The following is a 14,787-nucleotide window of genomic DNA, read 5'->3' as shown; positions in this document are numbered from 1 at the left end:
CTTACTTGTACCTGATAGCCGGGTTAATGGCGGCATAGAGCACATCCACCACTAAATTGATAAGAATAAACTCCAGGGAAAACAGCAGCACTTCAGCCTGAATCACCGGGTAGTCGCGCATTTCCACTGAATCAACCAGCAACCGCCCCAGTCCGGGCCAGTTAAAGACCTTCTCGACGACAATCGAACCGCCGAGCAGAAAGCCAAACTGCAACCCCATCATGGTCACAACCGGGATCATGGCGTTACGCAGACCGTGTTTCAGCACCACCCAGGTTTCGCTGACCCCTTTCGCGCGCGCGGTGCGCATATAGTCTTCACTGAGGACATCCACAAACGACGCTCGGGTAAAGCGCGCCATCACGGCCGCAACGGCGGCGCCAAGCGTGATGGAGGGAAGAATATAGTGCTGCCAGCTATCTGCGCCCACGGTCGGCAACCACCCCAGCTCAACGGAGAATATCTGCATCAGCAGCATCCCCAGCGCGAACGCCGGGAACGAAATCCCGGTTACCGCCAGCGTCATGCTGAGCCTGTCCGGCCAGCGATTACGCCAGACGGCGGCGATAATCCCGGCGGTCATCCCGAACAGTACCGCCCATACCATACTGGTGATGGTCAACCACAGCGTCGGCATAAAGCGGCTGGCAATCTCTGCCGATACCGGACGACGAGACACCATCGACGTGCCGAAATCACCCTGCAACACGTTAGTCATGTAATGCCAGAACTGGACATGCAACGGCCGATCGAGACCAAGCTGCTGGCGCACCAGTTCAATCACCTGCGCGTCAGCCTCCGGCCCGGCAATCAGCCGCGCCGGATCGCCAGGCAACAGATGAACAAATAAAAACACCAGCACCGCCACAATAAACAGAGTCGGAATCAACCCCAGCAGGCGCTTAAGCACATAATTAAGCATCAGGCTCCCTTTACAAACCTTTTGCCGGATGGCGATGTAAATCCCTTATCCGACCTGCAACGAACTGCGTCTGCAAGCCGGATAAAACCATCGGGCGCGCGTTGCTTACTGCAAATCCGCGTCATCAAAACTGAAGCCAGTGTCCGGCATGATCCAGAAACTCGTCAAATTTTTACTGTGGGCTGAGACCAGTTTCTCCACCACCAGCGGAATCCAGGGGGACTCTTTCCAGAGGGTGTCCTGCGCCTCTTTATACAGGCGCGCTTTCTCCTGCGGATCGTTGGTTTTCAGCGCTGCCGCTAAGTCGTCATCAACCTGCTTGTTGCTGTAGAACGCAGTATTGAACAGCGTTGGCGGCCAGTTTTGCGAGGCAAACAGCGGTGACAACGCCCAGTCCGCCTCCCCCGTGGAAGCCGACCAGCCGGTGTAGAACATTCTCACACCGCTCTCTTTCTGCCCCTTGCCTTCCACTTCTGCCGCACGCTGCCCGGCGTCCATCGCCGTTACCTGCGCCTTAATACCGACCTGCGCCAGCTGCTGTTGCGTAAATTGCAGCACTTTCTGCGCGGTGCTGTGGTTATGAGACGACCACAGCGTGGTGCTAAACCCATTCGGATAGCCCGCCTCTTTCAGCAGTTCGCGCGCTTTCGCCGGATCGTAAGGCCACGGCGCGTAGCTCTGCGCATACGCAATGGCTGGCGGCACCACGCCCGTGGCAGGCGTCGCATAACCGGCAAAGGCCACTTTGACCAGCGCCTGACGGTTGATGGCGTAGTTCAGCGCTTCCCGCACCTTCGGATTATCGAACGGTTTTTGCGTCACATTCATGCTGATGTAACGCTGCATGATCGACGGGCTGGCAACCAACTGTAGGTTTTTGTTTTTCCCCAGAATTGTCGCCTGCTCGTAAGGGATCGGGAACGCAAATTGCGCTTCCCCGGTTTGCAGCATTGCCGCGCGGGTGTTGTTGTCCGTTACCGGACGCCAGGTGATCGTATCCAGTTTAGGTAAACCTTTCTGCCAGTAATCCGCAAATTTCTTCACTTTCACGAAATCAGTCTGGTTCCAGGTATCCAGCTGATACGGCCCGGTGCCGACCGGATGGAAGCCAATGTCCTTACCGTATTTTTCCAACGCGGCCGGAGAGATCATCGCCGTCGCCGGGTGCGCCAGAATATTGATAAACGCCGAGAACGGTTGTTTCAGCGTAATTTTTACCGTCGTCGGATCGACCGCTTCGGTTTTATCGATGTTTTTATACAGGTTGTAGCGTTTGAGATGGTTTTCTGGATCGCTCGCGCGATCGAGGTTGGCCTTCACCGCCGCCGCGTTAAAGTCGGTGCCGTCCTGGAATTTTACCCCCTGGCGCAGCTTCAGGGTGTAGATCAGGCCATCGTCGGAAACGGTGTAGCTTTCAGCCAGCACATTTTTTAGCTTCATGTCTTTATCAAGACCAAACAGCCCCTGATAAAACGACTTCGCCACCGCCTGCGATAAAGTGTCGTTCGCATCGTACGGATCGAGCGTGGTGAAATTAGAGCCTACCGCTACCACCACATCTTTAGCAGCAAACGCCGGAGATGCCGCCAGTGCAGAAGCGACGCCCAGCGCAACCAGCCAATTACGGGTTACAAATGTTGTCATATTATTCTCCTGAACCCTGCCTGTTTTATGAGATGTTATAAACGCGATAACGCATTTTCTGCCTGCGGGCGCGCGACATAATGCCCTGGCCCGACTAACTGCAATGGAGCGGGCGCGATCTCCTCCCCACGTTTACGGATGTTGCTGGGGATATCGTCCGACAGCAGCACACGCTGCGGCCTGTGCCGGGAAGGATCGGCCACCGGTACTGCCGCCATTAATTTACGGGTATAGGGATGCTGCGGATTTTCAAACACCGCCCGGCGGGGGCCGATTTCCACAATCTGCCCCAGATACATCACCGCCACGCGATGGCTGATGCGCTCCACTACCGCCATATCGTGTGAAATAAACAGATACGCGATGCCCATTTCCCGCTGCAAATCGAGCAACAGATTAATGATCTGCCCGCGAATCGAGACATCCAGCGCGGAAACTGACTCATCGGCGATAATCACTTTTGGATTCAGCGCCAGCGCGCGGGCGATGCAGATACGCTGACGCTGGCCGCCAGAAAACTCATGCGGATAGCGCCACGCATGTTCCGGGCGCAATCCTACACGCTCAAGCAACCACGCCACCCGCGACGCGGCCGCCTCGCCTTCCAGCAAACCATGCACCCGCAATGGTTCCATTATGGAGTAACCCACCGTCTGGCGCGGGTCGAGCGAAGCGTAAGGGTCCTGAAAAATAAACTGAATATCTCGCCGTAGCGGCTGTAACTTACCGGCAGGAAGCGTGTCGATCCGCCGCCCGTTGAAGGTAATTTCGCCAGCCTGCGACTCCACCAGCCGCAGCAACGCCCGCCCGGTGGTCGATTTACCACAGCCGGATTCCCCCACCAGCGAGAGCGTTTCGCCAGGCCAGAGATCAAAGCTGACGTTTTCCACCGCATGCACTTCACGGGTCACGCGGTTAAGAATGCCGCTACGCAGCGGAAAACGCGTCACCAGGTTGCGCACTTGCAGGATCGGATCGCCTGCCACCACCGTGTCCTGCTCGGTTTGCGGTTCCACACGATCGGGATCGTTCAGTGAAATCAGCGGAAAGCGGCGCGGCAGATCGTGTCCGCTCATCTCGCCTAACTGCGGCACGGCGGCCAGCAGCGCTTTGGTATAAGGGTGCTGCGGCGCGTGGAAAATTTGCTCAACGCTGCCGGTCTCCACCGCTTCGCCCTGATACATCACCAGGACGCGATCGGCAATATCGGCCACCACGCCCATGTCATGGGTGATAAAAATCACCCCCATCGACATATCCTGTTGCAGCACTTTGATCAGTTGCAGGATCTGCGCCTGAATCGTGACGTCCAGCGCGGTGGTCGGTTCATCGGCAATCAGCACCGCCGGGCGGCACGACAACGCCATCGCGATCATCACCCGCTGGCGCATCCCGCCGGAAAGCTGATGCGGGTAACGCGATAAGATGGCCTGCGACTCAGGAATGCGCACCTGGTCAAGCATCCGTTTCGCTTCCGCCATTGCCTCTTCGCGGCTCGCCCCCTGATGCAGACGAATGGACTCGGCAATCTGCTCGCCCACGGTAAATACCGGGTTAAGCGAGGTCATCGGCTCCTGAAATATCATGGCGATATCCGCGCCGCGCACGCGCTGCATCTGCGCATCGCTTTGCTCTCCCAGTTCAATGACCTGGCGATTACGCCGCCGAAGCAGCATCTGATCGCAGTGAACGTCGCCGCCCGCCTGCTCGATCAGGCGCATCAACGATAACGCCGTAACGGATTTCCCCGATCCCGATTCGCCGACAATCGCCAGCGTTTCGCCTCGCTGAAGCCGAAACGACACATTGCGCACCGCGCTGACGCGTTGCTGCTCCTGCTCGAACGCAATGTTCAAATTTTTGACCGCCAGTACGTCGCTGGCGTCTAATTCGTGACTGTGTGGCACCTGTTGCTCCTCACTCCCGGTAGATCCCCGTCGTTGGCGTATCTCCGGCATATCCCCAGGCGCGATACATGCCTTCGCTGTTAAAAGGTAGGGCGACGTTGCCTTCATGATCGACGGCAATCAGCCCACCGCTGCCGCCCAGCGCAGGCAATTTCTCCATGACCACACGCTCGCAGGCTTCCGCCAGGCTGAGTCCGCCGTAATCCATCAGCGCGGCGATATCGTAAGCCGCCAATGCACGGATAAACACCTCGCCCGTTCCGGTACAGGAAACCGCCGCGCTGGCGTTGTTGGCGTAACACCCAGCCCCGACCAGCGGGCTGTCGCCTACGCGACCAGGCAGTTTATTCGTCATGCCGCCCGTCGACGTGGCCGCCGCCAGATTACCAAACCGATCCCGCGCCACCGCGCCCACGGTGCCCATTTTGGTGGTTTCATCCAACGGCGCGCCGCTATGGTCGAGCACCGTTTCTCCGGCGTCACGCGCCGCCAGCAGTTGCGCATAGCGCTCAGGCGTGGAGAAAAGATCGGCAGAAACGCGCTCCATCCCCCTGGAAGCCGCAAACGCTTCCGCCCCGTCCCCCACCATCAGCACATGCGGGCTTTGCTCCATCACCAGCCTGGCGGCCAGCACCGGGTTGCGTAAATGGCGAACGCCAGCGACAGCGCCTGCGTTAAGCGTATTGCCGTCCATGACGCAGGCATCCAGCTCGTGGGTGGCGTCGCGCGTGTAAACCGCGCCGATCCCGGCATTAAATAATGGGCACTCTTCCAGCAAACGCACCGCTTCCGTCACCACATCCAGCGCGCTTTCGCCCGCCTCCAGCATTTTCTGTCCTGTTTCGACGATGTCCGACAGCGCCTGAATATAGCGCTGTTCCTGCTCCTGGCTCATCTGTGCGCGCGTAATTGCGCCTGCGCCGCCGTGAATAGCAATGACTGCTTTGCCCATTATTTGTCGTCCGTTAGCGGTGGCACACAACTTTCCCTATAAATATCAGAATTGTTGTGAGTTATTGATTCGATTTTTGAATATAGAAAGATGCAGGCGGCATGTAAAGGTAAAGGGCCAGCCCCTAAGTCTGAGGTGGCATACAGCCTGCCCGCATTTTCTGACATAATAGACGGATTCGATTTTGCCTCGCAGGAGTGTTTTCATGGAATTTACCGCCGGACTGATGCCGCTTGAAGCGGCGCTCACCCAGATGTTGTCGCGCATTACGCCACTCACGGCATTCGAAACCCTGCCGCTGGTTCACTGTGTTGGCCGCATCCTGGCAAACGATGTGGTCTCCCCGCTGGACGTTCCGGGATTCGATAACGCCGCAATGGACGGTTACGCGGTGCGTTTGGCGGATCTGACCGCCGGTCAACCGCTGCCGGTGGCGGGGAAAGCCTTTGCCGGGCAACCGTTCCAGGGGGAATGGCCTGCTGGCGCCTGTATCCGCATTATGACCGGCGCGCCGGTGCCTGCGGGGTGTGAGGCGGTGGTCATGCAGGAACAGACGGAGCAAACCGACGAAGGCATCCGCTTTACCGCTGACGTTCGTAACGGACAAAACATCCGCCGCCGTGGGGAAGACATCACCCATGACGCCGTGGTTTTCCCGGCGGGGACTCGCCTGACCACCGCAGAACTGCCGGTACTGGCTTCGCTGGGCATCGCCGAAGCGCAGGTCGTGCGCAAAGTGCGCGTGGCGCTGTTCTCCACCGGCGATGAGCTGCAATTGCCGGGTCAGCCGCTGGGCGACGGGCAAATTTATGACACCAACCGCTTAACCGTACACTTGATGCTTGAACAGTTAGGCTGCGAGGTGATCAATCTCGGGATCATTCGCGATAACCCGCAGCAGCTACGCGCCGCCTTTATCGAAGCCGACAGCCAGGCCGATGTGGTTATCAGCTCTGGCGGCGTTTCAGTGGGCGAGGCGGATTACACCAAAACGATCCTCGAAGAGCTGGGAGAAATCGCGTTCTGGAAACTGGCGATTAAACCGGGCAAACCGTTCGCCTTCGGTAAACTGAGCAACAGTTGGTTCTGCGGTCTGCCGGGCAACCCGGTCTCTGCGGCGCTGACGTTCTATCAGCTCGTGCAGCCGTTGCTGGCGAAACTTAGCGGCAATATCGCCAGCGGTCTGCCAGCGCGCCAGCGCGTGCGTACCGCTTCACGGCTGAAGAAAACGCCGGGCCGTCTTGATTTTCAGCGCGGCATTCTGCAACGCACGGCTGACGGCGAACTGGAAGTCACCACCACGGGACACCAGGGTTCGCATATTTTCAGCTCCTTTAGCATGGGTAACTGTTTTATTGTGCTGGAACGCGATCGCGGTAACGTTGACGCGGGCGAATGGGTGGAAGTCGAGCCGTTTAACGCGCTGTTTGGAGGCCTGTAATGGCGGAACTCAGCGACCAGGAGATGATGCGCTACAACCGGCAAATCATTCTGCGAGGGTTCGATTTTGAAGGACAGGAAGCGCTAAAGGATGCGCGGGTGCTGGTCGTTGGCCTGGGTGGACTCGGGTGTGCGGCAACGCAGTACCTCGCGGGCGCGGGCGTTGGGCAGCTCACGCTGCTCGACTTTGACACCGTTTCAGTGTCGAACCTGCAACGCCAGACGCTGCACAGCGATGCCACCGTCGGGCAGCCGAAGGTGGATTCGGCGCGCGAGGCGCTGGCACGCATTAACCCTTATATCACCCTTACACCGATCAACGCCCTGCTGGACGAACCGGCGCTGAATGCGCTTATCGCCGGGCACGATCTGGTGCTGGACTGTACTGACAATGTTGCCATCCGTAATCAGCTTAATGCCGGATGTTTCGCCGCCAAAGTGCCGCTGGTTTCCGGCGCCGCCATCCGTATGGAAGGACAGATCACCGTCTTTACCTGGCAGGAAGGCGAACCCTGCTACCGCTGTCTGAGCCGTCTGTTTGGCGAGAACGCCCTCACCTGCGTGGAAGCGGGCGTTATGGCGCCGCTGATAGGGGTGATCGGTTCATTGCAGGCGATGGAAGCCATCAAATTGCTGGCGCATTACGGCCAACCCGCATCCGGCAAAATTGTGATGTACGACGCGATGACCTGTCAGTTCCGCGAAATGAAATTAATGCGCAATCCGGGTTGCGAGGTATGCGGAGCACAGGTGCCGGCCTGATAAGACGCAAACGCGTCGCCATCAGGTATACGGGTGCCGGATGGCGGCTGACGCCTTATCCGGCCTACGATGGTTTGTAGGCCCGGCAAGCGCAGCGCCCCGGGCATGTTGCCAGATGGCGTCTACGCGTCGCTCAAAGTGACGTTCGTCCGAACGCGCCCTGCCAGTCGTGCTCAAACTTCGCTACTGCGGCATCGACAGCCGGGTAGCTGATAAGCTGCTGCGCAACATCCAGCGGCAGGGTGATGGATTCACACCCGGCCAACAGGCAGTCCAGCGCCTGACGCGGCGTTTTAAAACTGGCCGCCAGCACTTTGGCGTGCGGGGCGTGCATTTTCAGTAGCTGCTGCAAATCATTAACCGTCTGAATACCGTTCCCGCCCTGTGCGTCCACGCGGTTAACGTAAGGCGCAACGTAGTCGGCACCTGCCAGCGCGGATAACAACCCTTGCGCCGCGCCGTAAACCGCCGTCCCCAGCGTCGGAATACCTTCCACTTTCAACAATTTAATCGCTGCCAGTCCTTCGGCTGTAACCGGCACTTTTACCACGATATCAGGAATAATCGCCCGCAGCTTACGCGCATCGCTGACCATTCCTTGCGCCGTGCTCGCCATCACCTGAGCGAATAAACACCCCTGCCCGCCCATCGCGTCGTACAATTCCGGGAGTAACACCTCCAACGGTTTTTTACCTGCCGCCACGATACTGGGATTCGTCGTCACCCCTGCCAGCGGGAATATACGCGCCAGCGATTTCACGGCCTCAATGTCAGACGTATCCAGATAGAGTTCCATAACCATTCCTCAAACTGTGAGATTTTGCATAGTTTAAGACTATCACGACAAAACCTCTCTGAGAGTTGACCTGCGTCAACATAACTTTCATTCGAAAGTTATTTAATCTTTATACGAAAGAAAGAGAGGCCGTTTATGATTTTCAATATTCAGCGCTATTCTACCCATGATGGCCCCGGCATTCGCACCGTTGTCTTCCTGAAAGGCTGCTCGCTGGGCTGCCGCTGGTGCCAGAACCCGGAAAGCCGCGCACGCGCCAGAGATCTCTTATACGATGCGCGCCTGTGCCTTGACGGGTGCACGCTGTGCGCGCAAGCCGCGCCAGAGGTGATCGAACGCGCGCTGAACGGCCTGCTTATTCATCGCGAAAAACTGACCGATGCGCATATGGATGCCCTCACCCACTGCTGCCCTACTCAGGCGTTAACCGTCTGCGGCGAAACAAAGCGCGTGGAAGAGATCATGGACACCGTACTGCGCGACAAGCCGTTTTACGATCGCAGCGGCGGCGGTATAACGCTCTCCGGCGGCGAGCCCTTTATGCAGCCGGAACTGGCCGCCGCGTTGTTCAAAGCCAGCCATGATGCGGGTATCCATACCGCGGTCGAAACCTGTCTGCACGTACCGTGGAAATATATCGAACCGTCCCTGCCGAATGTCGATCTGTTCCTCGCCGATTTAAAACACGTTGCCGAGGCGCCGTTTAAGCAGTGGACCGATGGCAGCGCTTCTCGCGTACTGGAAAACCTGAAAAAGCTCGCTGCCGCCGGTAAAAAAATGATCATCCGCGTGCCGCTCATTCAGGGTTTTAACGCCGATGAAGAGGCGATCAAAGCCATTACCGATTTTGCCGCCGACGAACTGCACGTCGGTGAGATCCATTTTCTGCCCTATCACACGCTGGGCATCAATAAATACCACTTACTCAGTCAGCCCTACTATGCCCCGGACAAACCACTTGATGCGCCCGCGTTGCTTGATTTTGCGCAGCAGTACGCCAGCAGCAAAGGTTTAACCGCGACTTTACGAGGATAATCCCATGACCACACTGAAACTGGATACGCTCAGCGACCGCATCAAAGCGCATAAAACCGCGCTGGTGCACATTGTGAAGCCGCCCGTATGTACGGAGCGCGCGCAGCACTACACCGAGATGTATCAGCAACATCTGGATAAGCCGATTCCGGTTCGTCGCGCGCTGGCGCTGGCGCACCATCTGGCGGAACGCACTATCTGGATCAAACATGACGAACTGATTATCGGCAACCAGGCAAGCGAAGTGCGCGCCGCGCCGATCTTCCCGGAATACACCGTCTCGTGGATTGAAAAAGAGATCGACGATCTGGCCGATCGCCCTGGCGCCGGTTTTGCGGTCAGCGAAGAGAACAAACGCGTTTTACACGCCGTGTGCCCGTGGTGGCGTGGTCAGACGGTACAGGACCGCTGCTACGGCATGTTTACCGATGAGCAAAAAGGTCTGCTGGAAACCGGCATCATTAAAGCCGAGGGCAACATGACCTCCGGCGACGCGCATCTGGCGGTAAACTTCCCGTTGCTGCTGGAAAAAGGTCTTGATGGTCTGCGTGACAAGGTGGCGGAACGCCGTTCGCGCATTAACCTGACCGTACTGGAAGACCTGCACGGCGAGCAGTTCCTGAAAGCGATTGATATCGTGCTGGAGGCGGTCAGCCTGCACATCAAACGTTTTGCCGACCTGGCGCGTCAGATGGCGGCGACAGAAAGCCGTGAAAGTCGCCGTGACGAACTGCTGGCGATGGCGGAGAACTGCGATCTCATCGCCCATCAGCCGCCGCAGACGTTCTGGCAGGCGCTGCAACTGTGCTATTTCATCCAGTTAATTTTGCAAATCGAGTCTAACGGCCACTCCGTCTCGTTTGGACGTATGGATCAGTATCTCTGGCCGTATTACCGTCGTGATGTGGAGCAAAACCAGACGCTGGATCGCGAACACGCGATTGAACTGCTGCACAGCTGCTGGCTGAAGCTGCTGGAAGTGAACAAGATCCGCTCCGGCTCTCACTCCAAAGCCTCTGCGGGCAGCCCGCTGTATCAGAACGTCACCATTGGCGGTCAGAGTCTGGTCAACGGTCAGCCGGTGGATGCGGTCAATCCGCTCTCTTACGCTATTCTGGAGTCCTGCGGCCGCCTGCGTTCCACCCAGCCGAACCTCAGCGTGCGCTATCACGCCGGAATGAGCAACGACTTCCTCGATGCCTGCGTGCAGGTTATTCGCTGCGGCTTTGGGATGCCCGCGTTCAATAACGACGAAATCGTTATCCCGGAATTTATTAAACTCGGTATCGACCCACAAGACGCTTACGACTACGCGGCCATCGGCTGTATCGAAACCGCCGTGGGTGGCAAATGGGGCTACCGCTGCACCGGCATGAGCTTCATTAACTTTGCCCGCGTGATGCTGGCAGCGCTGGAAGGCGGTCGCGACGCCACCAGCGGTAAGGTCTTCCTGCCGCAGGAAAAGGCGCTCTCCGCCGGTAACTTCACCAGCTTCGATGAAGTGATGGACGCCTGGGATACGCAGATTCGCTACTACACGCGCAAATCGATCGAAATCGAGTACGTGGTTGACACCATGCTGGAAGAGAACGTCCATGACATTCTCTGCTCGGCGCTGGTGGATGATTGCATCGAACGCGCGAAGAGCATCAAGCAAGGCGGCGCGAAATATGACTGGGTTTCCGGTTTGCAGGTCGGTATCGCTAACCTCGGCAACAGCCTGGCGGCGGTGAAAAAACTGGTCTTTGAACAGGGGGCTATCGGCCAACAGCAGCTTGCCGCCGCACTGGCCGATGACTTTGAAGGCCTCACTCATGAACAGTTACGCCAGCGACTGATCAACGGCGCGCCAAAATACGGTAACGACGATGACACCGTCGATACCCTGCTGGCCCGCGCTTATCAGACCTATATCGACGAGCTGAAGCAGTATCACAACCCGCGTTACGGTCGCGGCCCGACGGGCGGCAACTATTACGCCGGAACCTCGTCCATCTCTGCAAACGTACCGTTTGGCGCGGCAACGATGGCGACGCCGGATGGCCGTAAAGCGCATACCCCGCTGGCGGAAGGGGCAAGCCCGGCTTCCGGTACTGACCATCTCGGTCCAACGGCGGTTATTGGCTCCGTCGGCAAACTGCCTACCGGCTCAATTCTCGGCGGCGTGTTGCTCAACCAGAAGCTGAACCCGGCGACGCTGGAGAACGAATCCGACAAGCAGAAGCTGATGATACTGCTGCGCACTTTCTTCGAAGTGCATAAAGGCTGGCATATTCAGTACAACATCGTGTCGCGCGAAACGCTGCTGGACGCGAAGAAGCACCCGGATCAGTATCGCGATCTGGTGGTCAGGGTGGCCGGTTATTCCGCCTTCTTTACCGCGCTGTCGCCGGATGCGCAGGACGATATCATCGCCCGTACTGAACATACACTTTAATTTGTAGACACAAATCCCCGGCATACATTGCTGGGGATTTTTTGCATATGACTACGCTGATAATAAGATACTTCTTTCCGTACTCACTATAATTTAACATGTTAGTTATTCCTTTTACGTTTAAATAATGGCCACTTTTTCCGTTTAATTTGATTAATAACAGGTTAACACCTCAGTTTTATCATTAGGCTTATTCCTGATTAAACACCCCACTCAGGAAAGCAAATGAGTAACATTATTTATTTAACGCTGGAGGGTGATATTCAGGGAAAGATTTCTGCAGGTTGTGGTTCACAGGCCTCTGTTGGTAACCGCTATCAGCTGGGACACGAAAATGAAATCTTTGTCTTCAGCCTGACGCAGGCAGTGGACGGCGTTAACGGACGTATCCATCACCACGTTCTGCAATTTTGCAAACTCCTGGATAAAAGCTCTCCATTACTCAATAATGCCATTAATAATAATGAACGTCTAAAACTGACGTTTGATATTTACCGTACTAATAAACACGGACACATGGAAAAGTTTTATCTTATCGAACTTCGCGGGGCAACAATACGATCTGTTAATCAGTTAGCTAAAATGAACGATATGCACTATGAATATATATCGGTGGATTATGATTATATTCTGAGTCGTCATCTCATCGCCGGTACCGAATTCGATTACCTGCTGACGCCGGAGAATTATGGTCGTCTTTTCCCGGTGATGCAGAAGGTCACGCTTCCCAAAGAGCCGCCGGAGCGTAAGGTAACGCTGGTGCTGGGGGTATTCTTTGATGGCACGGGTAATAATGCGGTGAATACCCGGAACATGCTTGAGGCGCTAACGGCGCAGCACTTTGATATCAACAGCCCGGATGCGACAACCATTCTCGCCAAGAATGCTTCGGAAAAGATGGGGATTAGCGGGATTGGGGCGGGTAGTTATCTGGGGTATTATACGAACATTCATTGGTTGAATGAGTTATATAAACAAACCTTTCCACCTGACGGCAACTATATGCAAGGTGCTGTCTATGTTGAGGGCATTGGCACACGCGCTGGCGAGCCTGATAACCCGATAGGCCTGGGGCTGGGCACCGCAGAAACCGGGATTATCGCCAAAACTGACGATGCGGTGGCGCAACTTGAAGCCGGAATAAAGAAAACACGATCTCGTTTAAACGGTAAGTATGTTGTCGATACCCTGCTGTTTGATATCTTCGGTTTCAGTCGCGGTGCAGCCGCTGCCCGCCACTTTGCCAACCGCGTCCAGTCAGCAGATCCCGCTATTGCCAATGCAATTTCGGCAGGCATGGGCAAAGTGAGCTATAGCGGTGCATCATCGGGCAAAACCCGCTTTCTCGGCATTATGGACACCGTGGCGGCAGTGGGTACGGTGGCTAACGGCCTTAACCCGCACAACGCAGATACCGGAAACGTCAACATCCGCCTGCGCCCCGGCGTGGCGCAAAAGGTGTTTCACATTATCGCCCAACACGAGTGCCGCTATAACTTCGCCCTCAACAGCGTTGCCCCGGTCTGGCCGGAGCTGTCGCTTCCCGGCGCCCATTCCGATATCGGCGGCGGGTATCTGCCGCAGCTGTGGGAAGACCTCTTTCTCACCCGCCCGCTGGTGGAAACCCTGCCTCATAATCAACCAAGCGCGCAATCTCACGTTTACCGGCAGACGATGGCGCAGCTGCGCGTGCTGGAGCATTCGCCGGCCATCATGCCCGTCATTCGTACCAACGCTATTACCCCGGAAGTATGGGAGGACGATTTAGCGCCAGCGGATCGCTACAGCCAGCCGCAAAAACGCACCTTTGCCGCGCTGACGTTGCGCCATCGCACGGTCAGCTATGACTGGTCGAAGGTTGCTCTACGGGTAATGGTCGATGCCGCAGTCGAAGCTGGGGCGTTGTTTGCTGACGTAGACAAAACCAGAGGACATGCGCTGCCTGATGAACTGAAACCGTTATGCGAACATGCCCGTGAGATGGGAAAAGCAGCTCGCCGGCATGCAGCCGTCAACGGTTTTTCGCCTGAAGACGTGGATTTGATTGCCCAAAACTATATCCACTGCTCGGCCCACTGGAACGCCGTAGATCTCAGACAGAACGGGGAATTACAGGGTGGCGCTTCAGCCTGCGAAACCATCAGCTTTGTGAACCGGCCGGACGAGGACTGGCTAAGAACGATTTACAACATGGACGGAAAAAAACGATGAAAAGGCATTACGTACTGACACTTACACTATTACTGTCAATCACTGGCTGCAGCCCACAGAAACCTCACCCTTTGCAGTCAAAACAGGCCGCCAGTGGTGACTGGACGCTGCCTTATGGCGAGTGGAGTTTTTCCTTTATCACGCCCTATGAGCTACCAGCGGAAACGCTTCATGCCCGGGTGATAGACACGGATGGTTATCTGTATACCTTTAATACGCTTGACCCGACGTCCCGCGACTCAGAATCCGTGGACAAATGGACTGATGTGGCCTTTGGCGGTAGCGTCGTTTTCAACAAAGTCAAAAAACCGCCTCAGTACATTGTCTTCTGCTGGGAATCCTATACCGACAAACAAACTTACGAGACCAGCGCCGTGTTCGGACCGGAAACCTGGCTACGGATGAAAACCCCTGCCGATCATACCTGGGACGGGGATGCCGTCTGGTACGACAATATAACTTTCGGCCTGTCCCCTGGTGGCAAAGTCAACGTCTGGTTCCCCGATGTCGCCGGGCGTCCCAGCCTTCCCGTAAAACCGCTGAAAATGTGGACCCTCGCAGGCAACGAGATGACGCTCTGCAAAGACTACGTCGTTCCCGGCGGCACGTTTAATTTCATTCAGTCGACGCAGGATTTCATTAAAGGCAAAACCTACCCGTACGGCGACTGGGAATAACGCG

Annotated in this window: 11 protein-coding genes; 6 read left to right on the top strand and 5 right to left on the bottom strand. The window is 56.5% G+C overall.

The genetic code is table 11. From position 1 onward, the window contains the following. Position 1: 1 nt before the first annotated feature. The 4 genes from gsiC to iaaA form a co-directional block, all read right to left on the bottom strand. The gene (gsiC, locus tag OGV50_RS21810; RefSeq protein ID WP_049010826.1) at positions 2–922 is read right to left on the bottom strand and encodes a glutathione ABC transporter permease GsiC; all 921 of its coding nucleotides are present in this window, start codon (positions 920–922) and stop codon (positions 2–4) included. Positions 923–1,027: 105 nt separating this feature from the next. After that, positions 1,028–2,566, bottom strand: a complete 1,539-nt coding sequence (gene gsiB / locus OGV50_RS21805) for a glutathione ABC transporter substrate-binding protein GsiB (protein ID WP_286488767.1) — start codon at positions 2,564–2,566, stop codon at positions 1,028–1,030. Positions 2,567–2,601: 35 nt separating this feature from the next. Then, the gene (gsiA, locus tag OGV50_RS21800; RefSeq protein WP_024130503.1) at positions 2,602–4,473 is read right to left on the bottom strand and encodes a glutathione ABC transporter ATP-binding protein GsiA; all 1,872 of its coding nucleotides are present in this window, start codon (positions 4,471–4,473) and stop codon (positions 2,602–2,604) included. Between the two features lie 10 nt (positions 4,474–4,483). Beyond that, the gene (gene iaaA, locus OGV50_RS21795) at positions 4,484–5,425 is read right to left on the bottom strand and encodes a beta-aspartyl-peptidase (RefSeq protein WP_012133130.1); all 942 of its coding nucleotides are present in this window, start codon (positions 5,423–5,425) and stop codon (positions 4,484–4,486) included. 205 nt (positions 5,426–5,630) lie between these two features. Between iaaA and moeA the strand changes: the two genes are divergently transcribed. Continuing rightward, positions 5,631–6,866, top strand: coding sequence for a molybdopterin molybdotransferase MoeA (gene moeA / locus OGV50_RS21790; RefSeq protein ID WP_286488765.1), 1,236 nt, complete (start codon positions 5,631–5,633; stop codon positions 6,864–6,866). After that, entirely contained in the window at positions 6,866–7,627 is a 762-nt protein-coding gene (gene moeB / locus OGV50_RS21785; RefSeq protein WP_049009968.1) for a molybdopterin-synthase adenylyltransferase MoeB, read from the top strand. Before moeA ends, moeB begins: the two co-directional genes overlap by 1 nt. Before the next feature lie 133 nt (positions 7,628–7,760). Here moeB and fsa read toward each other — a convergent pair whose 3' ends face one another. After that, on the bottom strand, positions 7,761–8,423 hold the full coding sequence (fsa, locus tag OGV50_RS21780; RefSeq protein ID WP_286488764.1) for a fructose-6-phosphate aldolase: 663 nt from the start codon (positions 8,421–8,423) through the stop codon (positions 7,761–7,763). A gap of 135 nt (positions 8,424–8,558) precedes the next feature. Between fsa and OGV50_RS21775 the strand changes: the two genes are divergently transcribed. The 4 genes from OGV50_RS21775 (at position 8,559) to OGV50_RS21760 (ending at position 14,783) form a co-directional block, all read left to right on the top strand. After that, entirely contained in the window at positions 8,559–9,458 is a 900-nt protein-coding gene (locus OGV50_RS21775) for a glycyl-radical enzyme activating protein (RefSeq protein WP_012133135.1), read from the top strand. Between the two features lie 4 nt (positions 9,459–9,462). Further along, positions 9,463–11,895 carry a glycyl radical protein gene (locus OGV50_RS21770; RefSeq protein ID WP_012133136.1) on the top strand — a complete coding sequence of 811 codons (2,433 nt, stop codon included), beginning with the start codon at positions 9,463–9,465 and terminating at the stop codon, positions 11,893–11,895. Between the two features lie 225 nt (positions 11,896–12,120). After that, positions 12,121–14,106: an Hcp family type VI secretion system effector gene (locus tag OGV50_RS21765; RefSeq protein ID WP_200092224.1), complete on the top strand. Its 1,986-nt coding sequence runs from the start codon at positions 12,121–12,123 to the stop codon at positions 14,104–14,106. Beyond that, entirely contained in the window at positions 14,103–14,783 is a 681-nt protein-coding gene (locus OGV50_RS21760; protein ID WP_200092221.1) for a DUF2931 family protein, read from the top strand. Before OGV50_RS21765 ends, OGV50_RS21760 begins: the two co-directional genes overlap by 4 nt. Positions 14,784–14,787 lie beyond the last annotated feature (4 nt).

It is taken from the genome of Citrobacter sp. CK180, assembly GCF_030333655.1.
In the GTDB taxonomy this organism is placed as follows: domain Bacteria; phylum Pseudomonadota; class Gammaproteobacteria; order Enterobacterales; family Enterobacteriaceae; genus Citrobacter_B; species Citrobacter_B koseri.
The sequence above is the reverse complement of the archived record's forward strand: the minus strand, read 5'-3'. Positions and strand labels throughout refer to the sequence as shown.

Excerpts from the sequence above, each read along its gene's own strand:
- moeA (WP_286488765.1), top strand. The coding sequence starts at position 5,631 with ATGGAATTTACCGCCGGACTGATGCCGCTTGAAGCGGCGCTCACCCAG.
- OGV50_RS21775 (WP_012133135.1), top strand. The coding sequence starts at position 8,559 with ATGATTTTCAATATTCAGCGCTATTCTACCCATGATGGCCCCGGCATT.
- fsa (WP_286488764.1), bottom strand. The coding sequence starts at position 8,423 with ATGGAACTCTATCTGGATACGTCTGACATTGAGGCCGTGAAATCGCTG.
- gsiB (WP_286488767.1), bottom strand. The coding sequence starts at position 2,566 with ATGACAACATTTGTAACCCGTAATTGGCTGGTTGCGCTGGGCGTCGCT.
- OGV50_RS21765 (WP_200092224.1), top strand. The coding sequence starts at position 12,121 with ATGAGTAACATTATTTATTTAACGCTGGAGGGTGATATTCAGGGAAAG.
- iaaA (WP_012133130.1), bottom strand. The coding sequence starts at position 5,425 with ATGGGCAAAGCAGTCATTGCTATTCACGGCGGCGCAGGCGCAATTACG.
- OGV50_RS21770 (WP_012133136.1), top strand. The coding sequence starts at position 9,463 with ATGACCACACTGAAACTGGATACGCTCAGCGACCGCATCAAAGCGCAT.
- OGV50_RS21760 (WP_200092221.1), top strand. The coding sequence starts at position 14,103 with ATGAAAAGGCATTACGTACTGACACTTACACTATTACTGTCAATCACT.
- gsiC (WP_049010826.1), bottom strand. The coding sequence starts at position 922 with ATGCTTAATTATGTGCTTAAGCGCCTGCTGGGGTTGATTCCGACTCTG.
- moeB (WP_049009968.1), top strand. The coding sequence starts at position 6,866 with ATGGCGGAACTCAGCGACCAGGAGATGATGCGCTACAACCGGCAAATC.